Annotated in this window: 26 protein-coding genes and 1 other RNA gene; 3 read left to right on the top strand and 24 right to left on the bottom strand. The window is 48.9% G+C overall.

The genetic code is table 11. The features are described from left to right. Positions 1 to 2: 2 nt before the first annotated feature. The 22 genes from K300_RS0103310 to zapB form a co-directional block, all read right to left on the bottom strand. Positions 3 to 668 carry a flagellar brake protein gene (locus tag K300_RS0103310; protein WP_022850244.1) on the bottom strand — a complete coding sequence of 222 codons (666 nt, stop codon included), beginning with the start codon at positions 666 to 668 and terminating at the stop codon, positions 3 to 5. A 183-nt stretch (positions 669 to 851) separates the two neighbouring features. Next, the gene (pyrE, locus tag K300_RS0103315; RefSeq protein WP_022850245.1) at positions 852 to 1,433 is read right to left on the bottom strand and encodes an orotate phosphoribosyltransferase; all 582 of its coding nucleotides are present in this window, start codon (positions 1,431 to 1,433) and stop codon (positions 852 to 854) included. Then, positions 1,421 to 2,128 (bottom strand): orotidine-5'-phosphate decarboxylase, encoded by a 708-nt coding sequence (gene pyrF, locus K300_RS0103320; RefSeq protein ID WP_022850246.1) that lies wholly within the window; start codon positions 2,126 to 2,128, stop codon positions 1,421 to 1,423. Before pyrF ends, pyrE begins: the two co-directional genes overlap by 13 nt. A 56-nt stretch (positions 2,129 to 2,184) precedes the next feature. Then, positions 2,185 to 2,784 (bottom strand): CsgG/HfaB family protein, encoded by a 600-nt coding sequence (locus K300_RS0103325; protein WP_022850247.1) that lies wholly within the window; start codon positions 2,782 to 2,784, stop codon positions 2,185 to 2,187. Positions 2,785 to 2,851: 67 nt separating this feature from the next. Beyond that, positions 2,852 to 3,169 carry a hypothetical protein gene (locus K300_RS0103330; protein WP_022850248.1) on the bottom strand — a complete coding sequence of 106 codons (318 nt, stop codon included), beginning with the start codon at positions 3,167 to 3,169 and terminating at the stop codon, positions 2,852 to 2,854. Positions 3,170 to 4,278: 1,109 nt separating this feature from the next. After that, complete coding sequence (locus K300_RS0103340) at positions 4,279 to 5,067, bottom strand: RnfABCDGE type electron transport complex subunit B (protein WP_022850250.1); 789 nt, start codon at positions 5,065 to 5,067, stop codon at positions 4,279 to 4,281. 16 nt (positions 5,068 to 5,083) lie between these two features. Next, a complete protein-coding gene (gene rsxA, locus K300_RS0103345) occupies positions 5,084 to 5,662 on the bottom strand; it encodes an electron transport complex subunit RsxA (RefSeq protein WP_022850251.1) in 579 nt (192 codons plus the stop codon). Positions 5,663 to 5,665: 3 nt separating this feature from the next. Continuing rightward, complete coding sequence (rsxE, locus tag K300_RS0103350; RefSeq protein WP_022850252.1) at positions 5,666 to 6,274, bottom strand: RnfABCDGE type electron transport complex subunit E; 609 nt, start codon at positions 6,272 to 6,274, stop codon at positions 5,666 to 5,668. Next, on the bottom strand, positions 6,271 to 6,828 hold the full coding sequence (locus K300_RS0103355; RefSeq protein WP_022850253.1) for an RnfABCDGE type electron transport complex subunit G: 558 nt from the start codon (positions 6,826 to 6,828) through the stop codon (positions 6,271 to 6,273). The genes rsxE and K300_RS0103355 overlap by 4 nt, the downstream gene beginning before the upstream one ends. After that, a complete protein-coding gene (locus K300_RS0103360; protein WP_022850254.1) occupies positions 6,825 to 7,817 on the bottom strand; it encodes an RnfABCDGE type electron transport complex subunit D in 993 nt (330 codons plus the stop codon). The genes K300_RS0103355 and K300_RS0103360 overlap by 4 nt, the downstream gene beginning before the upstream one ends. Next, the gene (rsxC, locus tag K300_RS0103365) at positions 7,814 to 9,124 is read right to left on the bottom strand and encodes an electron transport complex subunit RsxC (protein WP_022850255.1); all 1,311 of its coding nucleotides are present in this window, start codon (positions 9,122 to 9,124) and stop codon (positions 7,814 to 7,816) included. Before rsxC ends, K300_RS0103360 begins: the two co-directional genes overlap by 4 nt. Before the next feature lie 4 nt (positions 9,125 to 9,128). Beyond that, complete coding sequence (locus K300_RS0103370; RefSeq protein ID WP_022850256.1) at positions 9,129 to 9,572, bottom strand: deoxycytidylate deaminase; 444 nt, start codon at positions 9,570 to 9,572, stop codon at positions 9,129 to 9,131. Further along, positions 9,569 to 10,822 (bottom strand): serine hydroxymethyltransferase, encoded by a 1,254-nt coding sequence (gene glyA, locus K300_RS0103375; RefSeq protein ID WP_430681895.1) that lies wholly within the window; start codon positions 10,820 to 10,822, stop codon positions 9,569 to 9,571. The genes K300_RS0103370 and glyA overlap by 4 nt, the downstream gene beginning before the upstream one ends. Positions 10,823 to 10,843: 21 nt before the next feature. Beyond that, positions 10,844 to 11,314 (bottom strand): ribose 5-phosphate isomerase B, encoded by a 471-nt coding sequence (rpiB, locus tag K300_RS0103380; RefSeq protein WP_022850258.1) that lies wholly within the window; start codon positions 11,312 to 11,314, stop codon positions 10,844 to 10,846. Between the two features lie 73 nt (positions 11,315 to 11,387). Then, positions 11,388 to 12,296, bottom strand: coding sequence for a quinolinate synthase NadA (gene nadA, locus K300_RS0103385; RefSeq protein WP_022850259.1), 909 nt, complete (start codon positions 12,294 to 12,296; stop codon positions 11,388 to 11,390). Positions 12,297 to 12,299: 3 nt separating this feature from the next. Beyond that, positions 12,300 to 13,076 carry a TIGR00282 family metallophosphoesterase gene (locus K300_RS0103390; RefSeq protein ID WP_022850260.1) on the bottom strand — a complete coding sequence of 259 codons (777 nt, stop codon included), beginning with the start codon at positions 13,074 to 13,076 and terminating at the stop codon, positions 12,300 to 12,302. Between the two features lie 4 nt (positions 13,077 to 13,080). Next, the gene (rny, locus tag K300_RS0103395) at positions 13,081 to 14,640 is read right to left on the bottom strand and encodes a ribonuclease Y (protein ID WP_022850261.1); all 1,560 of its coding nucleotides are present in this window, start codon (positions 14,638 to 14,640) and stop codon (positions 13,081 to 13,083) included. Further along, complete coding sequence (locus K300_RS14405) at positions 14,637 to 15,194, bottom strand: 5-formyltetrahydrofolate cyclo-ligase (protein WP_022850262.1); 558 nt, start codon at positions 15,192 to 15,194, stop codon at positions 14,637 to 14,639. Before K300_RS14405 ends, rny begins: the two co-directional genes overlap by 4 nt. Continuing rightward, positions 15,175 to 16,389: an AAA family ATPase gene (locus K300_RS0103405; RefSeq protein ID WP_022850263.1), complete on the bottom strand. Its 1,215-nt coding sequence runs from the start codon at positions 16,387 to 16,389 to the stop codon at positions 15,175 to 15,177. Before K300_RS0103405 ends, K300_RS14405 begins: the two co-directional genes overlap by 20 nt. A gap of 7 nt (positions 16,390 to 16,396) precedes the next feature. Further along, positions 16,397 to 16,578, bottom strand: a non-coding RNA gene (gene ssrS, locus K300_RS16480) — 6S RNA. Positions 16,579 to 16,581: 3 nt separating this feature from the next. Further along, entirely contained in the window at positions 16,582 to 16,854 is a 273-nt protein-coding gene (gene zapA, locus K300_RS14410; RefSeq protein WP_162139843.1) for a cell division protein ZapA, read from the bottom strand. A 17-nt stretch (positions 16,855 to 16,871) separates the two neighbouring features. After that, the gene (zapB, locus tag K300_RS0103415; RefSeq protein WP_162139844.1) at positions 16,872 to 17,078 is read right to left on the bottom strand and encodes a cell division protein ZapB; all 207 of its coding nucleotides are present in this window, start codon (positions 17,076 to 17,078) and stop codon (positions 16,872 to 16,874) included. A gap of 131 nt (positions 17,079 to 17,209) precedes the next feature. Between zapB and K300_RS0103420 the strand changes: the two genes are divergently transcribed. The 3 genes from K300_RS0103420 to K300_RS0103430 all read left to right on the top strand — a co-directional run bounded on the left by K300_RS0103420 (position 17,210) and on the right by K300_RS0103430 (position 20,183). After that, positions 17,210 to 18,688, top strand: a complete 1,479-nt coding sequence (locus K300_RS0103420) for a tetratricopeptide repeat protein (protein ID WP_022850266.1) — start codon at positions 17,210 to 17,212, stop codon at positions 18,686 to 18,688. Further along, on the top strand, positions 18,689 to 18,898 hold the full coding sequence (locus K300_RS0103425) for a hypothetical protein (protein ID WP_022850267.1): 210 nt from the start codon (positions 18,689 to 18,691) through the stop codon (positions 18,896 to 18,898). Positions 18,899 to 18,968: 70 nt separating this feature from the next. Next, a complete protein-coding gene (locus K300_RS0103430) occupies positions 18,969 to 20,183 on the top strand; it encodes an EAL and HDOD domain-containing protein (protein ID WP_022850268.1) in 1,215 nt (404 codons plus the stop codon). 73 nt (positions 20,184 to 20,256) lie between these two features. Here K300_RS0103430 and K300_RS0103435 read toward each other — a convergent pair whose 3' ends face one another. Beyond that, positions 20,257 to 21,366: a hybrid sensor histidine kinase/response regulator gene (locus K300_RS0103435; RefSeq protein WP_022850269.1), complete on the bottom strand. Its 1,110-nt coding sequence runs from the start codon at positions 21,364 to 21,366 to the stop codon at positions 20,257 to 20,259. Between the two features lie 110 nt (positions 21,367 to 21,476). Next, positions 21,477 to 24,236: an EAL domain-containing protein gene (locus K300_RS15935; RefSeq protein ID WP_022850270.1), complete on the bottom strand. Its 2,760-nt coding sequence runs from the start codon at positions 24,234 to 24,236 to the stop codon at positions 21,477 to 21,479. Positions 24,237 to 24,279: the final 43 nt, after the last annotated feature.

Raw genomic sequence — 24,279 nt, forward strand, 5'->3', positions numbered from 1 at the left:
TCCTATCCCATCAGCTTGCGTAATTCAAGCTGCCTCTTGAAAACATATTTAATAACCTTGTCTCTGTCAACGTTATTAATGTCTATAAATTCCAGTCCTGCCTCATATTTCCCTTCTTCGAGGGCAACGGCTCTTCGAACCCTGCCCTGTATGCTCTCAAGGCCCGGGATGGCACCATCGAAGTAGACCTCTACCATTTCCTCCATCTCCATCCGGCATTCGCTTATAATCCTTATACCGCCGCCGGATATATCATGGACACTGGCTATGCAGAGCTTCTCCTTAATGCTTCCGTCCGGCTCCTCCCGAGTGAGCAGGACCTTTATCTTTGCTCTGGTATTTACCCGGAAATATTCCCGCAATTCCTTGCGGTAAACAGCATCAGGCTTCTCAATCTCCAGGAGAGGGATAACCTCTTTCACTCTTTTGATCACCTTCGATCTGAAGTGAAAGCGTCCCTGCTCAGATACATATGCTACATCAAGTATAACACCGGAAGAGAGCGGAATCGTAACTGTTTTTTCAGTGGGCATCGTTATAAGGATGGATTTGGGCTTAACATCCTCGATGCGGGAATCATAGGTTCCCGGATAATCGCCCGACTTAACCTCAAGGATAACCTTCTGGTTTATAATCAGGAATTTATCCACTTTTGTATATTTTTCCAAACCGCTTAACTCCGTAGCTATTCAAATATTCGGTATATTAACACAGACAATTGGCCGCTGTGGAATTACTTGTCTATAGTAGAAATTATCATCCTTTTCAACTAATTTCAAACTAGTAAGACGCCGCCCGGCGGTTTTCCGGACGGCGAAGGGAAATATTTTGCGTATTTTTACGAATCTTTCTTAGACCTTAACAGTCCTGCTGCCCGGCTTAACAAGCTCAAGACCCTTCTTGCAGAGGGGGCACTCATCGGGCTCGTAGGAGTGTACATCTATCCGGAGGAGCGGGTAGTAAGGTACGCCGAACTCTGCCTTTCCGTTGCTTCTATCCACAAGGCTCACAACTCCGACAACCTTTCCGCCTGCATCCTCAACTGCCTTTATGCATTCCTTTGTGGATTTTCCTGTTGTAACAACGTCCTCGGCTATAACCACCGGCTCACCCTTTCTGAGGGTAAAGCCCCGTCTCATCGTCATCTCACCTTCATGCCTTTCTGTGAAAAGGGAGCGCTTGCGAAGCTGTCTTGCATACTCGTACCCGAAACGTATTCCACCGATGGCAGGGCTTACCACTGTACAGAATTCGAGGTGGTATGTCTGCATCTCGAGGAGATGGATAAGCTCCTCCGATATTGCTGGATACTGCAACACAAGTGCGCACTGGAGAAACCTGTCGCTGTGAAGACCGGAGGAGAGCAGGAAATGCCCCTCCAGGAGTGCATCATGCCTTTCGAACACCTCTAAAATATCATTTAATCTGTCCATCCCATCTCCTCCTTTATAGCTTCTGCGGCCTCTTTGGGGTTATCCGCCTTTGTTATCGGTCTGCCGACCACAATATAATCCGTACCCATCTGTCTGGCATCCGCCGGCGTCACCACCCTCTTCTGATCATCGACGGAAGCCGATGCAGGGCGGATACCGGGAGTTACTGTTATAAAATCCTCACCAAGGTTCTCTTTGATAATCTGGGTCTCCTTCGCCGAGGAGACAACGCCATCCATACCCGCCCTTTTGGCTATCTCTGCCAGTTTGAGCACGTATGAGGCTGTGTCGGGGGTGACGATGCCGTACTGGGAAAGGTGGTTTTCGTCAAGGCTAGTAAGAACCGTTACACCGAGCATAAGCGGTCTTTTATCCCCAGCGGATTCTGATACCTTATCCACAGCGGTTTTCATCATCTCCTCACCACCCTGCACGTGCATATTCATCATCGATACGCCGTACTTAAGGGAGGAGAGACAAACCTTTGATACAGTATTGGGGATATCGTGGAACTTGAGGTCAAGGAAGACCTTCTTCCCTTTGTCCGCAAGGTATGAAAGGGCATCGGGACCGCAGGAGACGAATAGCTCAAGACCCACCTTGTACCAGTTCACCGCATCTCCTACAGATTCAACGATACCTTTTACGGGCTCAAGCTCTGAGTAATCGAGCGCAACTATAATCTCTGGCTTCATAAGCGACACCTGTTCGTAACAAGAATATTGGTTTAGGGTGTTCTACGGTTTGATTATCAGCGGCGGATAATTCTTCTGAAAGTGCTCTCAGTTTTGAGAGGCACAGACATTTTTGTAACTATCTCAGAAAGAAGCTGTTCTGCATAATCAGCCTCGGAACCACCAAGCTTACCCCTCGAGCTGCGAAGCATCTCAGCGGACCATAGTATTTCGCCGGTTTCAATGCGGATAAGCTTTGCGGTCAGGTGGGCTTCGGAATAGGTTTTGAAATCACCCACTCCGTTCTGCTTAAAGGATATAAGCTTTCCGGTCAGAATCGTATCTGCGCCAACCTGCTTAAGTTTCTGAACGGTTTCCTGGGTAAGCGTACCTATCTCAGCACCCTTGAACTGGTAACCGACCTCTTTCATTATCTTGTCCACATCGTTTCTGTCCACCAGGGTGAATAGCTCCGATCCCACAAGCTCCGCTGTGAACTTGCTGGTAATATTGCTGACGTCGTAGTTGTGCCCATCAGTTTTGCTGAAATCAATGATTGCAACCCTGTTTACTACAGCTGCGGAGAAGTTCTTGGAATAGTTAACTTTATCTATTTTGGACTTGCCTCCGCAGGCTACAAGCAGTAGGGCGGCAAAAACAATGAACAGCCTTTTCATCAGGACCTCCGTATTTCACTAAAACCGCTTTATGATAAGTCAGGCGAAGGGATGGGTCAAGCAGGATTTAGTCCATATCCTTACTGAGCTTTACAAGTTTGCGTTTGAGGTCGGCTTTTTTTCTCGCACTTTCATCGCTGTCCCCCTCTCCTTCTTCAAGGAGGCGGGCGTTTTCAACGATGCGTTTTATTCGCTCAGCGAGGATCCGTCCCATATCATTATGGACCTCTTCACTCCCCTCTTCGGTATACTGATCGTTGGCTGTTATTATTATATCATTCTTAAGGGCAAAAAAGAAACTGCTCACCTGATAGAAATTGCTAAGCCTATTTAGAAGCGCAATCTTATGCTGGAGAATCAGTTCCCTGTCGATTAAATCCGGCATGGCCTTTACGGGCCCCCATTTCATTGTGTACTGTCCCGATTGTTTCGATAAGGGTTCAATACCTGAAATACGCAGGTTATGATACTAATCGAACTTTTCTGGAAATACTTGAAGCAATATATGCATAAAATAAGACCATAGAAATTCCATAGATTTAATCGGTAGCTATAACGTTTACACTAAAGAGGAAACAACGTGAGACGTGAAGCGCTTTTTCGTTAAACAGGTGACTAGTAGCCAATATTCTGTTTAGCAAATAACCCTCTTAATCTTCCCCGAATGTTTTACAACCGAATGAGCTCTTTTGGAACCGCCCGGAAGTTTTGGCCGCACGTGACAGAAGAGTTAATCTTAAATATAGAATGCTTAAATGTATGAAGTGAGGTTACACTCCTCAGCATCAGCAAAACTTCAGGTGGAAAAAGAGTGAAATGAGGGAACCGCCATCAATTACGAATTTATGAATATAAATGAGTAACAATGGGGGATGTAAAACTCTGAGGGAATAGTTTTGCATACTTTTGCGCCAAAAGTATGGCGTGCCTTAGCACGTAACCAATCATTAGTGACTTATTTAGTATTATAGTATGAAAGTAAAAGATCGCAGGGAACTTTTTAGGGAAAACTTTCCCCTTAGTCTTAATTATATTTATGGAATTTTCCATCCATGGAAATTCCATCGTTGATCGGGTAGGGAAACCCTCCCCTCTCGCACTTCCGGCTACGTGAATTGCGCAGTGCCCAATTCAGCTACGCCTTCAAGGCTTCCATCCATACTAATCTGGGAAATTCATCATCCTGAGAATTTCCCTGCCGCTACGCTTGGCAAAGCCTTCGCTCCGCTTACTTCCGGCTACATAAATTGAATACAATTCAATTCAGCTTCGCCTTCAGGGCTTCCATCCTTGGAAGCCTGTTACCTATCAATCTCAAACGTATGATTAGCTCAAGCTTTCATGGATGAAAGCTCGCTTGCGTAAGTGAGAAGGAAGCCTCTTTCTTCGAACGGCAGAATAATTTCCATGGATGGGAAATTCCATACATATACATAGATTAAGTGCTGCAGGGAGCCTTTTACAGCCCCCTGCTGTCTTATATAATACTATTTATCAGTCTTCGAACTTAAGTATAGCGTTAGTGGGGCAGACCTCTTCGCATTTACCGCAGTTTATGCAGGTTTCGGGATCGATCTTTGCGAGGAAGCTGTCCACTTCAATGGCACCGACAGGGCAGTTCTTAGCACAGAGTCTGCATCCGATACAGCCCACTGTACAGTTCTTTTTGACTTCGGGGCCCTTATCCTTAGACATGCAGGTCACCACGAAGGGTTTATCCTCGGGTATCAGCTCGATAAGTGCTCTGGGACATGCCTTAACGCACATGCCGCAGGAGGTACACATAACGGGGTCGATTATCGGTATGCGATCCTCGCCCATGCGCATTGCATCGAATCCACAGGCCTTGACACAGCTCCCCTCACCGAGACATCCGAAGGAACAGAGTTTGTTTCCGCCGGCAAGCATGGCGATGCTGTGGCAGTCACGAGGACCGTAGTAGTCGTATTTTTCGGGGGCTTTATCGCTCCCTCCACGGCATTTAACACGGGCAACTTTCTTGACCCCTCCGCCAAACTCCATGCCGAGATAATCGGCAATCTGCTCGGCAAGCTCCGAACCGCCCACGGGACAGGAATCGGGACCAGAGTTTCCGGCTACGATGGATTCTGCCAAAGCGCCGCAGCCGGGAAATCCGCATCCGCCGCAGTTGGCCGCAGGAAGCAGTTCATTAATCCCCTCGATACGGGGGTCCTTGTCCACATGGAACTTTTTAGAGGCTACCATGAGCCCGAATCCGGCTGCGAAGCCGGTGGCAAGCATTGTTAATACAGCAGCAGTCATAGGTACAGGCTCCTTGTTACTTTACAAGTCCGCTGAAGCCCATGAAGGCCAAAGCGAGTATGCCCGCGGTGATAAACGCAATTGGAACACCGCGGAAGTAGTACGGGATATCCGACAGCTCGATCCTCTCCCTGATCCCTGCAAAGAGAACGAGGGCAAGGCCGAAACCGAGTGCCGAACCTATGGTGAACACAAGCATCTGAACGAATCCGAAGCCGGACTGAATGTTCAGGATAGCGGCACCAAGAATCGCACAGTTTGTCGTAATGAGCGGCAGGAAGATACCAAGGCTCTTATAAAGATCCGGAGAAGTCTTCTCGATTACCATCTCAACGAACTGTACGAGGGATGCAATCACCAGAATAAAGACAATGGTCTGGAGATAGGCAAGGTTAAAGGGATTAAGCACGGCGTACTGGATCATCCATGTGATTATCCCAGCAACGGTCATAACGAAGGTTACCGCCATGCTCATACCGATGGCAGTATCCACCTTCCTTGAAACACCGAAGAAGGGGCATATTCCGAGGAAGCGGCTTAGTACAAGGTTGTTAACAAGAACCGCTCCGACGAGTATAAGCGCTAATTCACCCATATCTTACGCCCCCTTTCCAGAGGAACGTCTCTTTTCCTCGATGTAGTTGTTCACCATCATAATAAATCCGAGCGCAATGAATGCCCCCGGAGGAAGAATCATAACGATGGAGGGCTGGAAGGATTCACCAAAAAGCCCTGCGCCGAATAACGTTCCATTACCAAGAACCTCACGCACAGCGCCGAGAACGAAGAGTGCGAAGGTGAAGCCGAGCCCCGTTCCGATACCGTCCAGCAGTGCATCGCCAAGACCGTTCTTGGAGGCGAAACTCTCCGCACGGCCGAGAACGACACAGTTAACAACGATAAGGGGGATGAAAAGCCCCAGTACCTTGTGCAGGTCGTGCATGTAGGCGTTCATTATGAGATCCACAAGGGTAACGAAACTGGCGATAATGACAATGTAAGCCGGTATCCTCACCTTGCTGGGGATAAGCTTCTTTGTGAGTGAAACAACGATGTTGGAGCCCATAAGCACCGCCATTGTGGCGCCCCCCATGGCTATCCCGTTTACTGCGGATGTGGTAACCGCAAGTGCGGGACAGAGGCCGAGAACCTGCTTTAGTACGGCGTTGTTCTTAAATACTCCGTCTGTCAGGCTTGAAAGTCTCATTTGCTCAACTCCGGTAATGCTTTTTCCATGAAGCTGAGGCCTTTGGATACGGCCTCGCACACGGCTCTGGGGGATATGGTAGCCCCGCTGAATTCGTCTATGTTACCGCCGTCCTTTTTAACGGCTATGTTGTCGTTTGCTGTAAGCCCTTTGAAGGATGCTCTCCACTCAGGGAACTCGATCTTGTTCCCAAGGCCTGGGGTCTCAGCGTGTTTGAGTATTTCTATACCCGTAACCTCACCTTCGAGGTTCACACCGATGAGGACGGCGATATCGCCGCTATAGCCCTTATGGCTTACAGAGCGGACAGCCCATGCCACAATCTCACCATCCTGCTTGGCCGGATAGAGCTTTTTACCCTCGTACTCAACAGCCTCAACATCGGGTTCATTCTCAAACTCGGGCAGAACGACCTGAAGGCCTTTGAGGAAGTCCTTTCTGTACTCCTCTGCGATCTTATCCTTTGTCATGCTGTAAACAAAGGCAAGGATGAGCGAGGAAATCCCTGCGATTACTGTAAGTACGATTACCATCTTGAAGGAGCCCTGGTTCATGCCGCAGCCTCCCCGAAGCTCTTGGGCCTCATATAGTTATCGATTATAGGAACGAATGCGTTCATTATAAGTATGCTGAATGCAACACCCTCGGGATAACCGCCGAAGAGACGGATAACCACTGTAAGAACACCACAGCCTACGCCGAATATTATCTGACCCTTGGGGGTCATGGGGCTTGTCACATAATCGGTTGCCATGAAAAAGGCACCGAGCATAAGACCGCCGGCAAAAAGGTGCTGTATGGGTGTAAGCGTCTTATCGGGTGAGAAGAACCAGTAGATGCCTGTAAGAACGAATACTGTGCCCAGATAGGTTGCGGGTACATGCCAGCGTATGATCTTCTTATATATAAGAAAGAGTCCACCGATAAGGACAGCTATGGCGGAATCTCCGCCGAGACAGCCGTTCACGGTACCGACGAGCAGGTCGGTCATTCCGGCAAGGTTATCTGATACGATCTCTCCGTGGGTGAGTACCTCCGCCTTAACCTGCCCGAGGGGGGTAGCCGCACTGACAGTATCGAAGGCGAAGCCAGCCTTAACAGTGGATGCCTCGATCCAGCCTGTCATCTGAGCGGGCCATGCGATGAGCAGAAATACCCTTCCCACAAGGGCGGGGTTAAAGGGGTTGTGACCCAGACCGCCGAAGACCTGCTTTGATATGACGATGGCCACAAGGCTACCCACCATAAGCAGCCACCATGGGGGATTGGGAGGCATGTTCATCGCCAGCAGTATGGCGGTGAGGAGTGCGCTGTTGTCCCCGAGGGTAATGGCTGTTCCCCGTATCTTCTGAAATCCCGCCTCAAAGGCAAGGCAGAAGAGTATCGTCAGGGCGTAGGTTTTGATGGCATAGAAGCCGTATACATATACAGAGACGAGCATACTGGGAACAAGGGCAAGCACCACGAGGAGCATGATCCTGTCCGAGGTCATTCTGTCTCTTACATGGGGTGAAAACGTTACTAGAAGCTTATCCTGGCTCATTTCTTCGCCTCTGCTTCACGTGCTTTGAGAATCTTCATAACTTCTCTCTTGGATGTTTTGAAACCGCTGGCAAGGTTCCTTCTTGAGGGGCAGTCAAAGGAGCAGCATCCGCACTCTATGCAGTTCATAACGTGCCAGTCGGCAAGCTCTTCGTACATCTCCTTAACAACGTACCTGTCCATGATGGCAGGGATAAGGCCCATGGGACAGACATCAACGCATCTGCCGCAGCGGATGCAGTTTGTCTGCTTAAGGTTGGGCATATCCGATTCACGGAAGGCGATGAGACCGCTGGTTCCCTTCATCATAGGCGTATCAAGGGAGGGTATGGCAAATCCCATCATAGGCCCGCCCATGACAACCTTCCTGACACCCTCGGGAAAACCGCCGCAGTGTTCGATTATTTCTGAAACGGGGGTACCGATGCGAACGAGCAGGTTTTTCGGCTCGCCCACGGCTCCCGTAACGGTTACAAGTCTTTCTATGAGAGGCTTCTTCTTTTCGATGGCATCGTAGACAGCCACACATGTGCCAACGTTGTGGACGATAACACCCACCTCAAGGGGGAGAGCACCTTCGGGCACAACCCTGTCCACCGTTGCCTTAATGAGCTGTTTCTCACCACCCTGAGGATACTTTACCTCAAGAGGTACAAGCTCAAACTCATAGTTTTCGCCGAGCTTCGAGAATACCTCAAGCGCATCGGGCTTATTCTCCTCGATGGCGATGATAAGGTAGTTGATCCCAAGCTCCTTCTGGATGGTAAGCGCACCCTTGAGGATCTCCTCTGCGTTCTCAAGCATAAGCCTGTGGTCGCATGTAAGATAGGGTTCACACTCCGCACCGTTGATGATAAGCGTGTCCACCTCTTTGGGAGGGCTCAGCTTAACGTTCGTCGGGAAGGTTGCTCCGCCGAGGCCTACGATACCGGCATTGAGCACCGTATCCTGGAACTTCTCCCCCTCTTCCACAGGCATTATGTCGTCCTGATCCCCTGCGGCCTCAATAACAACGCCGGGAACCTTTCCTGCAACGGGATGGGGGATGTTCTGCAGACCCACAACCTTTCCTGATACGGAGGCATGGATATTTGCACTGATAAAACCGGCACTCTTGCCTATGAGTTCACCGGCCTTCACTTCCTGCCCTTTCTTAACGAGCGCCTTTGCAGGGGCCCCGATATGCTGGGCAAGAGGGATGAAATAATGACCGCCCTCCTTTACAGGCAGGACCTCAACGGCCTTTCCTGCGGTGGCGGTTTTGTTGTAGTCGGGGTGAATCCCCCCTTTGAATCCGTAAAACGGCATCTGCTCACCTATCGAATTGTTCGAGTGATATATCTGTTTCGGCCAGAAGAGCATCCGCAAGCTCGTCTGAGTAGAATTCCTCATAGACGATGCGGGCAATCCCGGCATTTATCAGCATCTTAGTGCAGATTGAACAGGGCTTGGTGTTGCAATAAAGAGTTGCCCCGCTTATCGACACGCCGTGGTAGGCCGCCTGTATTATGGCATTCTGTTCGGCGTGAAGCCCCCGGCACAGCTCATGTTTCTCACCCGAGGGAACGTTCAGTTTCATCCGGAGACACCCCACTTCTGAGCAGTGGCTTATCCCCGAGGGCACACCGTTGTATCCGGTGGCAAGTATATGTTTGTCCTTAACGATAACTGCGCCCACCTGCCTTCTCAAGCAGGTGGAGCGTTTTTTAGCAATGTTTGTAATCTCTATAAAATACTGATCCCAATCGGGTCTCAATACATTACACCCTTATAGAGAGGAAACTTAGAGGTTAAGTCCTCTATCCTGTTTTTAACATCCTTCACGGCCGCTTCATCGCTGATATTGTTAAAAACATCTGCGATGCATTTGCCTATTATCTTCATCTCACCCTCTTTCATGCCCCTGCTGGTAACAGCGGGTGTGCCGAGACGTATTCCGCTTGTAACAAATGGGCTTCTCGTTTCAAAGGGGATGGTGTTCTTATTCGCTGTGATATTCGCCATGCCCAGGGCGGCTTCGGCATCTTTACCTGTTATATCCTGCTTTGTGAGATCAACAAGCATAAGGTGATTATCCGTACCGCCGGATACAAGCCTGTAACCTTCTGCTGTAAGCGTTTCTGCGAGGGCTTTGGCATTCTTTACGATCTGAGCCTGATATACTTTGAACTCATCTGTGAGTGCCTCACCGAAGGCAACCGCCTTTGCAGCGATTACGTGCATAAGGGGGCCCCCCTGTATTCCGGGGAATATTCTGGAGTTAACCTTCTTGGCGAGGTCGGGGTTGTTGGTGAGTATAACGCCCCCTCTAGGTCCTCTCAGGGTTTTATGTGTTGTACTTGTTACGAAGTCCGCATGCTCCATGGGGCTCGGGTGCACACCCGCAGCCACGAGACCAGCGAAGTGGGCCATATCCACAAGTACATATGCGCCAACCTTCTCCGCAATAGCTTTGAAGGCGGGGAAGTCTATTACTCTGGGGTATGCGCTTGCGCCCACAACTATCATCTTCGGCTTATGCTCAAGGGCAAGCTTCTCTACCTCGTCCATGTTGATATATTCGGTATCCTTGCTTACGCCGTAGGAGATAACGTTATACAGTTTGCCGGAGAAGTTTACAGGGCTTCCGTGGGTAAGATGTCCGCCGTGGGAGAGGTTCATGCCGAGGATGGTGTCGCCGGGCTCAAGGACTGCCATATAGGCTCCCATATTCGCCTGGCTTCCCGAATGGGGCTGTACGTTGGCGAACTCTGCACCGAAGAGCTTCTTTACCCTTTCGATGGCAAGCTCCTCTGCAACGTCTACATATTCGCATCCGCCGTAGTAACGCTTGCCGGGGTATCCTTCGGCGTATTTATTTGTCATTATTGAGCCCTGCGCCTCCATAACGGCGGGGCTTACAAAGTTTTCACTAGCAATGAGCTCAACGTGGGATTCCTGTCTGCCAAGCTCCTTCATAAGGCTGTCGTATACTTCTGCGTCCTGTTTCTTTATAAGGTCATACATTCCCATACCAGCTCACCCCTTCTAACTTGTTGCCTTAGCGGCATCGTCGATCTTTTTAACACGCCTTTCATGGCGTCCACCCTCGAAGGGTGTTTCAAGCCAAGTATCCACAATATCCACGGCTCTCTCGAAGGTGATGATCCTTCCACCGAGGGCGAGGATGTTCGCATCGTTATGAAGACGGCTCATCTTGGCTGTGTATGTATCCCAGCAGAGTGCGGCACGAATGCCGGGGAAGCGGTTCGCTGTCATACTTATACCGATGCCGCTTCCGCACATGATAACTGCGCCGTCTACCTCGCCGCTAAGAACAGCCTTGGCTGCTTTCGCTCCGAAATCGGGATAATCCACAGATTCTTCACCGTGTGTTCCGAGATCTAAAACATCAAGTCCATTTTCAGTTAAATATTTAACGAGCTGTTCCTTTAGCTCAAACCCGCCATGGTCACTGGCCAGAGCGAGTTTCTTAAAGTGTTTTTCTGAAGTGGCCATCGTTTCTCCTGATAATTGGGTGCGTATAATAGCACAGATGTTCTATAATTCAACCATAACCGGAAGATATTTTTTACTCGCTTCTGGGAACCTCAAGCATCCTTTCGATGCATCGCCTACCCTTCTCGGAGACTTCTTTATCGACGGTTATCACATTCTTTTTATGCAGGAGTGCGTTATAGAGATCCTTTATGGTTGTTTTCTTCATATCCTCGCAAACAAAATTGTCATAAGCGAAGAAGAATTCCTTATCAGGGCTCTCCTTGCGGAGTCTGTAGCCCACGCCTTCTTCGGTGGCGATGATGAAACTTGTCGCATCGCTGTTTCGGCAGTAGTCGAAGATTCCTGAAGTGGAGCAGACGTGGTCTGCTATATCGATTGTATCGGGTGGGCACTCGGGGTGGGCTACCACAAGTGCATCGGGGTATTTTGCTTTGAGTTCCTTAACGCCGGAGACAACCGCCTTATCGTGCACAGGGCAGCATCCGTCCCAGCAGATGATCTCCTTGTCGGTGAACCTTGAAACATAGTGGCCGAGGTTTCTGTCCGGCACGAAGAGGATCCTGTCGTTATCTATACTCTTTATAACGTTCAGAGCGTTTCCTGATGTACATGCTATATCGCTCTCCGCCTTTACAGCAGCCGTGGAATTCACATAACACACAACCGTTGCGCCGGGATGCTCCGCCTTAAACTCACGCAGCTGTTCGCCGCTTATCTCATCAGCCATGGGGCAGCCGGCATCGGCAACGGGGAGAAGGATCGTTTTGTCCGGAGAGAGCATATACGCAGTCTCTGCCATGAAGTGCACACCGCAGAAGACGATCATGCTCTTTTCCGTCTCCGCCGCATCTATACTAAGGCCGAGGGAATCGCCAACTATATCGGCAACATCCTGAATCTCGGGTAGCTGGTAGTTGTGCGCTAGGATTACCGCATCGTTTTCTTCCGCAAGGCGTCTTATTTCTTTTGCATAGTCCATAACTTATACCTCTGTAATGATTGCCAGTTTGGAGAATTCCTTTATCGTGCGGGTTTCATCGTACTCAAAAAACATGGCATTAAACACCATTTTCCCGTGTTTTTCAACCTCATATTTCCGAGGAACACCGCTCAGAAATCGCTCTGTAGGGGCTTTTTTGTTCATTCCGATAATACCTTCGTATGATCCTGTCATCCCGACATCTGTGAGGTAAAGTGTACCTCCCGGCAATAATCTGTCGTCGTTTGTCTGTACATGGGTGTGGGTTCCGATAACGGCTCCGGCACGGCTATCCGCATAGTTGCCAAAGGCGCATTTCTCGCTGGTGGCCTCTGCATGGAAATCCACCAGGATAAAGCTGTCCTCTATCTCGGGGTACAGCTCATCGAACTTTCTGAAAGGGCAGTCGGAAAGCGGCATGAACACCCTGCCCATAAGATTGACCAGGGTGAACCGTTCTCCGTTCTTCTCCATGCTAACCCACCCCTTACCGGGGGTACCCTCGGGGTAGTTGGCGGGTCTGCATAGATTTTCAAGACTGCCGATGAAGTTCTCGGAACCCTTCACATCAAAAATGTGGTTCCCGGAGCTCATAAGATCAACCCCGGCAGTCTTTAGTTCTTTGTATATAGGTTCTGTTATACCGAATCCATGGGCGGAGTTCTCGACATTAACACATATAATGTCCAGCGCCATCTCTTCCCGGAGACGGGGGAGACTGTTTTTAAGGAGCCTGCGCCCCGGTCTCCCCATCACATCACCTACGTGGAGTACTCTCATTTAATTACTTAGCATATCCCACAGAACGGGCTTCCCGTATTACTGTTACACGAATCTGCCCGGGATATGTGAGTTCCTCCTCTATCTTCTTGCTGATATCCTTGGAAAGGGTAACCAGTCTTTCATCGTTAACCTTGTCCGGCTCAACAACGATGCGGACCTCACGTCCAGCCTGGATCGCATAGCACTTGCTTACGCCGTCGAAGGAGTTTGCAATCTCCTCAAGGTTTTCAAGACGCTTAAGGTAGGATTCGAGAACCTCCCTTCTTGCGCCGGGTCTGGATGCGGATATCGCATCGGCGGACTGAACGAGAACGGATTCAACGCACTTGAACTCCTCCTCGCCGTGGTGGGAGGCGATGGCGTTAAGAACCCTCCAGTCCTCCTTATATTTCTTTGCAACCTCAAGGCCTATCTCGGTGTGGGAGCCTTCGCTCTCATAATCGATGGCCTTTCCTATATCGTGGAGCAGACCTGCACGTTTGGCGATCTTCTCGTTAAGCCCAAGCTCCGCAGCCATTGTGCCGCATATCCTTGCGACTTCAATGGAGTGGCCGAGTACGTTCTGGCCGTAGCTTGTTCTGTACTTAAGCCTGCCGATAAGCTTGGTGATCTCTTTATGCACACCGTGGACTCCAAGGTCAAACAGGGTCTGCTCACCAACCTCAAGTACGTGCTTATCAAGCTCCTGCTTGCATTTATCCTGAAGTTCCTCGATCCTTGCGGGGTGGATACGTCCATCGGTGATGAGCCTTTCAAGGGTCATCTTGGCGATCTCCCTTCTGTAGGGGTCGTAGGATGAGAGGATTACAGCCTCGGGTGTGTCGTCCACAATAATGTCAACGCCGGTGACGCTTTCAAAGGTGCGGATATTTCTACCCTCTCGGCCGATGATCCTTCCCTTCATCTCATCGTTGGGGAGGTTCACAACGGATACGGATATCTCGCCCACATATTCGGGAGCGCATCTCTGTACGGCGGTGGCGATGATGCTTCTCGCCTTCTTGTCCGCCTCGGATTTGGTCTGCTCTTCGATCTCGCGGAGCTCTCTGGCCGCCTCGATCTTGGCATCCTCAAGGAGCTCGCTAACGAGAAGCTGTTTCGCCTCTTCCCTTGTCATGGTGGCGATCTTCTCGATCTCGTTGATCATGTTGTTGCGGAGGTTCTCCGCCTCTTCACGAACCTTGTCCACGGACTTTAGCTTATCTTCCGCTTCTTGGTTCTTCCTGGCTACCTGCTCCTCTTTCTTCTCAATGGAGCTCATCTTGTTGTCGATAGCCTCTTCCTTCTGGATAAGCCTTTTCTCCTGCTGGGATAGTTCCTTCTTCTTCTCTTTAACCTCACGGTCAAGCTCCTGCTTCCCTTTATATACGAGGTCTTTGGACTCCAGCTTACCCTCTTTGACAATCTCGTCCGCCTCTTTTCTGGCTCTGGACATGATGTCTTCTGCTGTCTTGTTTAGTTTGATGTTTTCCGCTTCGTTTCTTCTTTTCTGATAAAGCATGCCGGCCATACCGCCTATGACGAGGCTGGCAATAACGAGCAATGTATGTAGGCTGCTCATTGTTTCCTCCTGTATGTGGAATCCGCCGTAAAGATCGTATCAACCGGTATATCGTGCTTCTCCGGGTATACGCTCTCAACGAGCTGGAATCTGTATGCAAATGCCGCCTTCATCCCTGTTTTTATTTTTGGGAGAAAACGGTCGTAAAAACCGCCGCCGTAGCCGAGTCTGTAAAAATCCTTATCAAAGGCGAGACCTGGCACAACAACGATATCAAATGTTTCTCGGGGCTCTATCTCAGATGGCTGGGAGATGCCGTAAGCACCGTCCACAAGCCCTGAGGAAAACCGCCCCGTATAGAGTTCCCTCCCCTGCACGACGGGGAGAAAGACCTCCATTCCATTGTTTTCAAGTTTACTGATTAGCGTTTCTGTCTGCACCTCATTTCTGCAGTCTATATACAAGAGGCAGTTTCCGGCGCCCCGGGCTTCATTAAAAAAACGCTCGGTTACCGCTGCAGAAACCTCCTCAATATAGCTTTTTTCCAGACCCTCTCTGATGCCGAGCATCTCAGTGCGGAGAGCCTTTTTCATCTCAGTATTCCTTCCAGTCATCCCAGAGTCTCCTGAGACGTTCACTTATCTTTGCCTCAAATCCGGACTCCATGGGCTTATAGAACTGCAGCCCCTCATCCGTGTACTTCTGTCGCACAAACTCCCCTTTATCAAAGGGGTATTTGTATCCCTCCCCGGAGGTGCGCAGTATCTCGGGCACCCTGGGGTTGTTCTTTGCGAGGTAGTCCCTCGCTGAATGCATTGCAGCGTAGCTCCGGTTGCTTTTGGGGCAGGAGGCGAGAAACGTTACCACATGGGCGAAGATTATATCCCCCTCCGGCCGGCCTACGCTTGTGAAGGCTTCATAGGCGGAGTTTGCAAAAACGAGGGCATCGGGGAATGCGTTTCCGATATCCTCGCTGGCGGAGATGAGAAGCCTTCTGAATATCACCTCCGGCGCAACTCCGCTGTCCAGTAGTTTAAGCCCCCAGACAAGGGCCGCATCGGGGTCTGTACCCCTTATGCTCTTGATCATAGCAGAGAGGAGATCGTAATGCTCATCGGTGTTGTAGGTTCCGCCGGTTACGAAGTCCTCAACACCCTCGAGCCCAAGTGTAAGCTTATCCCCTTCGAATCTTCCTTTGACAGCGGCCAGTTCCAGAATATTCAGGAACCTTCTGCCATCACCCAGGGATATCTGCCTGCACCTTGCAAGCTCCTCTTCGTCGTACAGCACCTCGTTTACCGAGTACTGTTTTTTAATGTAGTCAATGCCTTTCAAAAAAAGTTCATCCAGCGCTTTTTCGTCCAGAGAGCTGAACTCAAAGACAAAACTCCGGGAGCGGAGCGGCTGGGTGAGGTTGTGATAGGGATTCTCCGTGGAGGCTCCTATCAGCTTGGCGTGCTTACCGTCAATAACCTTGAGCAGGAGGTCCTGCTGGGTCTTGCTGAAACGGTGCAACTCGTCTATGAAGACGATCGCCTCTTTGCCGTAATGCTTCGTTGTTTCGATTATGCTTTTTATATCCGAGGAACCGGAGGTGGACGCATGGAGCCTGAAAAAGGGAAGATGCAGAAACTCCCCTATAAGCTCCGCCGTGGTGGTTTTTCCACTGCCGGGAGGGCCTATGAATATGAGCGATTCGAAGTTGCCGCTCTCCACAAGCTTTAAAAATACAGCGTCATCCCCGAAAAGATGAGACTGCCCGGCTATATCCTGAAACCCTCTCGGGCGTAATTCTTCCAGTATCCTCATAAAAAAACAAGCCCCCGCAAACGCCGTTTATGAAGAAAATATTGTAGCCCTGTAAACCAGGGCGGAGGAATCGCGGCTGCATTAGGCTTCCCGCCGAGGGCGGGTCTGCACACAACAACCAGCAGTCATCCTCCTGTTGTAAGGTGTTGGCTCCAAACTTCCTTCATTTCACGAACGCCGCAGGGGCCATTCTTAAGCGGTATCTATCTTATCAAGCTTCTCGGTGAGCCTGTCTACAAGTTCAGACAGTTTATTCCGCTCATCGTTAAGCTTTATATTATCCATCATAACGCTTAAACCGGCCAATGCCGTGTTGCGCTGAGTATTAATGACGCTGGAGCTTTTGCGGATCTCTTCGATCCTCTCCTCAAGAAGCTCCGCCGCTTTAAGCACAGCCTCTTCTTCGTCAGTCTTTATAGAGCAGAGTACCCCGCCGATGGTAACATCAACCTTTTTGGAGTCCACTTTATTGCTCCCAAGGGTCATTCACCCTGTTGATCGATTCTTTCGATGAGGCTCTCAACCCGTTCTTTTATATTCAGCCTTTCAGACTTGAGGGTCTCGTTCTCACCCTCCAACTCTGCGATGCGTTCTTTCAGCTCTGCATTCTCGGTTCGGAGATTATCCCTTTGAGATAATAATCTCTCAACCTTGTCATATAAGATATTCATCTTATCCATTAATTCCATAACAAATTTATTACATAATTCCATGAATTTGTCAATAATCCAGAATTGGTTATCTGACTTGCATCTGAGCCTGATTCATGGTTAAAAAGGGGTACGAAAGCAAATAAATCTTAACGAGGTATATATTAGCTATGAAGAACATTGTTGCATTACTCACTTTTATAATGATCCTCACGGCCGTTCTTTCCTGTGACTCACCCTACTTCACAAAGAAGTCAGACAACTCAACATCCGGCTCAGGGGCATACGCAGAGCTGACTATGGCGGATGTTATCCAAAACAGTGACAACAACACCCGAAAGATTATGGGCAAGATGAACCAGACACAGCGTATGCTTGAGGAGATCAAAAAGGAAACAACTCAGGCCGCTGGGGCATCGGACGAGAAGATGATGAACTTCCTCAAGGATGAGGTAAGCATTATTAACAGCCGGATAAACGAAACGGGCAGGGAGCTTAAGGCATATGTGGACAGCTCCATGGGCGGCTTGAACGAGCTTAAGGAGATCCGTTCCGACATTAGAGGACTTGTGGAATCAAGGCTCAACAACGTTATTAAAACCGTCGCGGGGATGATGGCGGTTATGATACTTGTGCTTATAGTCACATTGCTTGTAATGAGGTCCACCGTTAACTCCCTCAAGAAGCAGATAGCCTCCCTTGTAGAAAGCGAAAAAACCAGCCATACAGCCTCACCCGTTGCCGAGCCCGCCAAAGAGACGTACACCAACGGCGAAGAGCTTGAAACCGTTGTGGAGAAGATTGGCGTACGCTACAAAGAGGTTGAGGAGCTGAGAAAGGAGAATCAGGAGCTTATATCCACAGCAAGCGCAGTCCCCAGACCTGCAAAAAGCATGAAGGATGCAGCGGCAAAGCTCGCCGAAGATGTGGCATTCCTCAAGGATGCGGGCTATCCCCTTAAGGCAGAGGACTACTTCTGCCTCGCACTGAACTATGAATACAAGAAGGACTACGGCCGTGCTTCGGACCTCTTCCGCAAGGCCGCTGATATGGACGCATCCCTCGCACCGGCATGGTTCCATGCGGGATTCTGCTTCTATATGGAGAAGAAGTACGAAAAAGCTTCCGAGATGTTTGAGGCGGCTGTTAACGCAGACGGCACAAGCTTTGATGCCTACTTCAACCTCGGAAACACATACTCCAAGATGAAGGACTACGAAAAGGCTGTTAACGCATACAGGAACGCCGTGGCTCTTAACGACAGCGATGCGGCTGCCTACAACAATATGGCCCACGCCCTCTATCTTTCCGATGAAAAGGAAGAGGCGGTTAAGGCATACAACAGAGCCGTTGAGATAAAGCCTGACTACCACGAAGCGCTTCACAACCTCGGCATCATACAGTCATCACTCGGAGATGATAAAGCCGCCGAAGAGAGCTATACCAAAGCACTTTCAATAAAAGAGGATAAACACGAATCCGTATACAATCTCGCATGCATTAAAGCACAGGCGGGTGACAGGGATGAGGCTCTTAACCTTCTCGAAAGGGCTGTGGAGCTCAAAAAGGATTACGCCGCCAAGGCTCTTTCCGATGAGGACTTCGATAGTCTCAAGGATGATGAACGTTTTAAGGAGATTACTGGATAAATGAAAGAGGTTCTGCTCTGGGGAGTCCCGCTTGCACTGCTTGGCTTCATCTTTTTTAAGGTTTCGGACCGTTTTGTCCGGAAGACCATAAAGGTGATGGACAGTGCGGAGCGGGACAAACCGGAGCCTAACCGAGACCCTTGGTTCTCCCTTGTTCTCCCTGTTGTGCTTATACTTTTTATTTTTTTACTCCTTATGATGGTGGAGTAATTATTGCGCTAAATGAAGAAAAATTATAAATTAAGACATGAGAAGTTAATATACCCAAGGATACTGACATATGAGTAAAGACTGGTTCATAGGCAGACAGCCCATACTGGACAGAGAAGAGAAGATTACAGCCTATGAGATTCTGTTCAGAAGCGGAAACGCCGGAGGTGCAAACGTTCAGGATAACCTCGCCGCAACCTCCAGCGTTCTGGTGAACACTTTGCAGAACTTCGGCGTAGAAAACCTCCTTCAGGAGAAGACAGGTTTCATTAATATCGATGAAACGGTTCTCGATTCCGGTGTTCTTGACATACTTCCTCCAGAAAAATTTATCCTTGAACTGCTGGAGACAACGAAGGTTGATTTCGAGGTACTGCAAAAGGTGCATGAATACAAGGAGAAAGGCTTCTCCTTCGCCCTTGATGACTTCATCTTTGAGGATGAGTATCTCAACAACTTCAAAGAGCTGTACGATGTGGTTGATGTTATCAAGGTCGATTTTATGGACTCCGATCGAAAAAAACTCATAGACAACATGGAAATGCTTAAGGGTTTCAAAGTAAAGCTTCTGGCAGAAAAGGTTGAAACAAGAGAGGAGTTTGAGCTTTGCAAGGAACTCGGCTTCGACCTCTTTCAGGGCTACTACTTCGCCAAGCCCTCCATGCTGAGCAAGAAGAAGGATATTGACCCATCCAAACTCGCCATCATAAACCTTGTGAACATGCTAAGAAAGGATACGGAAATAGAGGACCTTGAAAAGGAGCTTAAAGCCAACCCTGAGCTTAACCTGAGCCTGCTTAAGTTCATCAACTCATCCGCCTTCTTCCTGCGTTCTTCGGTGAACTCTATCCGCCACGCCATATCATTGCTGGGGAGGACCAATCTATCCAAATGGCTCACACTCCTACTCTACGCCACAGGGGATGCTGACCCGGATGAGAACCCGCTCCTTCAAACCGCCCAGATTCGTGCAAAGACCCTTGAGGCACTTCTCTCTAAAGGGAAAGGATACGACAGCGATTTCATCGAGAAGGCTTATCTCGCAGGGCTTCTTTCGATTCTGGATGTGGTATTCTCCGCTCCCTTCGAGGATTTCATCGATCAATTCAACATATCAGAGGAGATAAAAGCCGCAGTTACCGATGGTGAAGGCAGACTGGGAAAGCTTCTGGATCTTATGCAAAAGGTTGAGGAATATGATATAGCAGGGTTCAATGAGATTCTGGATGAGTTCGGATTCTCCATGGAACAGCTTTCCGAGGCAAGGCTTGAGGGGCTCACATAGCAAAGGGTTGCAGCAGGGTGTAATCGATACTTAAATCACGGACGGGTAATACATAATCCTCCAGCGAGAAGTGTTACGATTGCGGAAAGTCCACCCATACCTTGGTAGTACCGTCAACAGATTCGAAGCCCATATTGGCACCAACGGTTTTCGCTGTGAGCCATGCGGAATATGTACCCAGACCGGTACCATGCTCCTTTCCACAGGTTGAGTATTTATCAAAGAAACAATCCCTTAAGTTCTCCGGAACCAATCCGCTGTTCTCTATCTCCAGTCGCTTAACATCGTCAACCTCATTCAGGCGTATATGCACCCGCCCACCTTTCGGAGAAGCCTCGACAGCGTTCTTAAGCAGGTTTCCCACCATTGTGTAGCACAGGAGTCTCTCTCCGGGCACAAAGAAGCCTGCATCGAAGTAGCATGAGCACCCGTTCACTGTAAGCATCACCTCCACACCGATACGTGTGGCATAGGACATAAGATCCTCGATGGACTTATCGCATATCTCGATGAGATCCACCGATACCTTCTTAAGATTATAGGTTCCAAGCTCCATACGCAGAAGATCGTGGGAGCGGTTTATCATATGTAGCATTGTATTGGCGGATTCTCTGATCTTCTCAAGGAGCATCTTCTCCTCCTCGCTGAAGGAGGATGACATGAGCAGAAGATCGGGCACATTCATGATACCCACCAGTGGCTGTTTCAGATCATGCTTTGTGATCCGCTCAACATCCTCACGAAGCCTTGCCGCCTCGAGAAGCTGATTGTTTTTTTCCTCAATACTCTGGCGCATACGAATTGATTCCACATGATTACGCACACGCATGCGCACCTTGGACGTGTTGACAGGCTTTGTAAGATAATCGATAGCACCCAGTTCAAGACCCTTCTCTTCGTCCACAGGGTCGCCCATAGCGGTAATGAAGATTACAGGGATATCGGCAGAACGGCTGTCCTCCTTGATCCTTCTGCATACTTCAAAGCCGTCCATTCCGGGCATCATGATATCCAAAAGGACAAGTGCCGGGGGATTCCCGCTAAAAATCTTATCAAGAGCCTCTCTGCCGCTTCGGGCTGACTCAACTTCATAATCCCTCTTAAGGCACTCCGTAAGCAGGCTGATATTAACAGGTTCATCATCCACAACAAGAATAATCTCCCGCTCATCATCGAGGGGCATAATCAACCTCCATCTTAACAAAACGTATATGATACTTGATAAAAAATATCATATTGAAGGGCTGATAACAAGTTTACTTGGATTAAAATGAAAATATCGAAATGAACAGCTTAAGAGTTCATAATAAACTCTATAAACTGCTCAGCAGGCATAGGCTTTCCGTAAAAATACCCCTGGATCTCGTAACAGCCAAGCTCCTTGAGAATGCTGGCCTGTGTCTCGTTTTCAACACCTTCGGCAACAACACGCAACCTAAAGCCATCGGCGAGCCTTATCATCGTGGAAACAATGGCGGCGTCGTTCTGGTCGCTGTCGATCTCGTTTATGAAAGAACGGTCTATCTTAAGCCCCTGAATTGGAAGATGTTTCAGATAATACATCGATGAATATCCAGTTCCGAAATCATCGATAAAAACGGAGATTCCTGCCCCTGTGATCCTGTCCAGAACATCCTTCGTTCTATCAACATCCTTCATTATGTCGCTTTCTGTGAGCTCTACCTCAACCATATCCAGCCCTATACCTATACGTTTAACGGAGCTGAGCATCTGGGGAACCAGCTCTTGACGCTCAAGCTGTTTCGGCGAAAGGTTTACGGAAACCTTAAGACGCTTGCCGGTCTCCTCCTCCACCCTTTTCACAAATTCACAACTCTGCTCAAACATCTGCCGGCCGAGATCCACTATCAGCCCGGTTTCCTCCATTACAGGGATAAACTCTGCAGGGCTAACCATCTTCCCCTCCTCGGGGAACCATCTGGCAAGAGCCTCCATACCATTAACTCTGCCGCTGGCAGTATCCACTCTGGGCTGATAGAAGGGAACAAACTCGCCGTTTTCAAGGCCTTTGCGAACCATGGTCTCCAGCTCGTGCCTGCGCTTCATCTCCTCGTTCATGGTTCCTGTAAAGAAGCGGAAGTTGTTCTTACCCCTCTCTTTGGCACTGTACATGGCAATATCAGCATTCATGATAAGCTCTTCGGAGTTCTTGCCGTCGTCAGGGAAATAGGTTATCCCTATGGATGTGGAGATATAAAGCTCATGTCCGTCAAGAACCACAGGTTCCGCAAAGCTGTCCAGAATCCTCTGACAGACAGATGTTAGGTATGCAGGCTCCTCTATCTCTTCGATTATAATAACGAATTCGTCACCGCCCAGCCTTCCAACGGTGTCCTCGTCACGCATGAGTGACTTGAGATGATCCGCAACATGCTGAAGGAGCTTGTCACCCATGGGATGACCCAGGGTGTCGTTTATACGCTTAAAATTGTCCAGATCCATAAAGATAACCGCTATCTGTTTCTGAACCCTCTGGGCGTGGGATATCGCATGCTCCAGTCTGTCGTTTATGAGGAAACGGTTCGGCAGGCCGGTCAGGGCATCGTGGTGCGCCTGGTACTTGATCTTGGCCTCTTTGTCCTTGTATTCAGAGATATCGTGGAAGGCGGAAACGTAGTTTACAATCTCCCCTTCCTGATTATAGATACAGAAGATATTCAACCACTCCGGGTATGCCTCACCAGTTTTTCGCCTGTTCCATATTTCGCCGGACCAGCGCCCTTCCCTATTTATTGCGTTCCACATCCTTTCATAGAATTCATCGCTGTGTCTGTCCGATTTAAGGATGCGGGGGTTTTTACCCAAAACCTCTTCTTCTGTATAGCCCGTTACCTCTGTGAATGAATTGTTTATCTGTATTATGTTTGCATCTTTATCTGTTATGCTTATCGCCTCAATGGAGTTCTCAAATATCTCATGGAAAAGCTCCATCTTGGCAACAGCTTCCTTCCTCTCGGCTATCTCTTTTGTCAGCTCCTCTGTTCTTTGCTCAACGGATTTCTTCAGCCTCCAGTTGAACATAAACAGCATTATTGCCGCACCAGCCAATGCGGTTAAAATTACAGCCATTACTGCCAGTGTATTTCTTAGGTAAACATGGGAGTGATCGCTATAAGTCTCAGGCAGGAAGTAGGTTAGATTATATCCATCCTCAGCCAGACCGAGCTTGATATATGTATTAGCCATATGCTGCCAACGGCCTCTGTTCATATGGCCTATCTCCACCAGCTTGGGGAGCATAAGGGACTTCATGGTCTCGGCTTCATATATAAGGTGTTCCCTTGTTTTGGATGTCTCGTAGTTTCTCAGGATATGGTCAACGGTTTCTTCAACATTATCAAGAGCGTATTCCCAACCTTTGAGTGTGGCGTTCTTAAAGGCCATAACCTTTTCGTAGTTGTCTTCAGCCATCTCTCTGGATGTGAAGATAGTGTCGCCGTAAAAATCGATGCCGTAGGTTATCGGATTGATATAAACAACAGGAATCCCCTCCTTTATAAGATAATAAGGAGTATTAGTCAGGTATGCCTCCGTGGCGTCTATCTCATCATTGACTAGCTCATTAATATCCCATGTTGTTTCAACAAGATCGAGAGAGCTGATGTGCAGGCCTTCATTGATAAGCATGGCGTTTATTATGGGGTTCTCCCCAAGCATAACCTTTTTTCCCACAAGGTCATGTGGTGAGCGGATATTTGATGACTTCTTGGCCATGATAACCGTAGGGGAGTGCTGAATAATGGTGGCCACGGAAACAACGGGCTCACCTTTCAGATAATTAAGTACAAGCTCGGGGCCTGCTATGCCGAAATCCGTTTCACCGGAGACGATGTCATTTATATTGTCGAGGTCAGAGGTGTATTCTTTAACCTGTACGTCAAGACCCGCCGCATCATAGTACCCTTGTTCAATAGCCATATATATGCCAGCAAACTGGAACTGATGGTGCCACTTCAGGCGCACCGAAACTTCATCGGCTGCATGGGCGGTAAAGATGGAGAACAAAAAGATCAGGACAAGGAATAAACGCATTATCATATCCAATTGTTTCTTATATTAATAAAGCATACTTATT

The organism is Limisalsivibrio acetivorans (genome assembly GCF_000421105.1).
GTDB classification, from domain to species: domain Bacteria; phylum Chrysiogenota; class Deferribacteres; order Deferribacterales; family Geovibrionaceae; genus Limisalsivibrio; species Limisalsivibrio acetivorans.

Coding starts and splice junctions, on each gene's coding strand:
- glyA (WP_430681895.1), bottom strand. CDS start 10,822: ATGTATGACCTTATAAAGAAACAGGACGCAGAAGTATACGACAGCCTT.
- K300_RS0103405 (WP_022850263.1), bottom strand. CDS start 16,389: ATGAGGATACTGGAAGAATTACGCCCGAGAGGGTTTCAGGATATAGCC.
- K300_RS15935 (WP_022850270.1), bottom strand. CDS start 24,236: ATGCGTTTATTCCTTGTCCTGATCTTTTTGTTCTCCATCTTTACCGCC.
- K300_RS0103325 (WP_022850247.1), bottom strand. CDS start 2,784: ATGAAAAGGCTGTTCATTGTTTTTGCCGCCCTACTGCTTGTAGCCTGC.
- K300_RS0103435 (WP_022850269.1), bottom strand. CDS start 21,366: ATGCCCCTCGATGATGAGCGGGAGATTATTCTTGTTGTGGATGATGAA.
- K300_RS0103330 (WP_022850248.1), bottom strand. CDS start 3,169: ATGCCGGATTTAATCGACAGGGAACTGATTCTCCAGCATAAGATTGCG.
- K300_RS14405 (WP_022850262.1), bottom strand. CDS start 15,194: ATGACTGGAAGGAATACTGAGATGAAAAAGGCTCTCCGCACTGAGATG.
- pyrE (WP_022850245.1), bottom strand. CDS start 1,433: ATGGACAGATTAAATGATATTTTAGAGGTGTTCGAAAGGCATGATGCA.
- K300_RS0103360 (WP_022850254.1), bottom strand. CDS start 7,817: ATGAGCCAGGATAAGCTTCTAGTAACGTTTTCACCCCATGTAAGAGAC.
- K300_RS0103390 (WP_022850260.1), bottom strand. CDS start 13,076: ATGAGAGTACTCCACGTAGGTGATGTGATGGGGAGACCGGGGCGCAGG.
- rsxC (WP_022850255.1), bottom strand. CDS start 9,124: ATGCCGTTTTACGGATTCAAAGGGGGGATTCACCCCGACTACAACAAA.
- K300_RS0103355 (WP_022850253.1), bottom strand. CDS start 6,828: ATGAACCAGGGCTCCTTCAAGATGGTAATCGTACTTACAGTAATCGCA.
- K300_RS0103340 (WP_022850250.1), bottom strand. CDS start 5,067: ATGACTGCTGCTGTATTAACAATGCTTGCCACCGGCTTCGCAGCCGGA.
- K300_RS0103425 (WP_022850267.1), top strand. CDS start 18,689: ATGAAAGAGGTTCTGCTCTGGGGAGTCCCGCTTGCACTGCTTGGCTTC.
- rny (WP_022850261.1), bottom strand. CDS start 14,640: ATGAGCAGCCTACATACATTGCTCGTTATTGCCAGCCTCGTCATAGGC.
- nadA (WP_022850259.1), bottom strand. CDS start 12,296: ATGGACTATGCAAAAGAAATAAGACGCCTTGCGGAAGAAAACGATGCG.
- K300_RS0103430 (WP_022850268.1), top strand. CDS start 18,969: ATGAGTAAAGACTGGTTCATAGGCAGACAGCCCATACTGGACAGAGAA.
- rpiB (WP_022850258.1), bottom strand. CDS start 11,314: ATGGCCACTTCAGAAAAACACTTTAAGAAACTCGCTCTGGCCAGTGAC.
- pyrF (WP_022850246.1), bottom strand. CDS start 2,128: ATGAAGCCAGAGATTATAGTTGCGCTCGATTACTCAGAGCTTGAGCCC.
- K300_RS0103420 (WP_022850266.1), top strand. CDS start 17,210: ATGAAGAACATTGTTGCATTACTCACTTTTATAATGATCCTCACGGCC.
- zapB (WP_162139844.1), bottom strand. CDS start 17,078: ATGGAATTAATGGATAAGATGAATATCTTATATGACAAGGTTGAGAGA.
- rsxA (WP_022850251.1), bottom strand. CDS start 5,662: ATGGGTGAATTAGCGCTTATACTCGTCGGAGCGGTTCTTGTTAACAAC.
- rsxE (WP_022850252.1), bottom strand. CDS start 6,274: ATGAGACTTTCAAGCCTGACAGACGGAGTATTTAAGAACAACGCCGTA.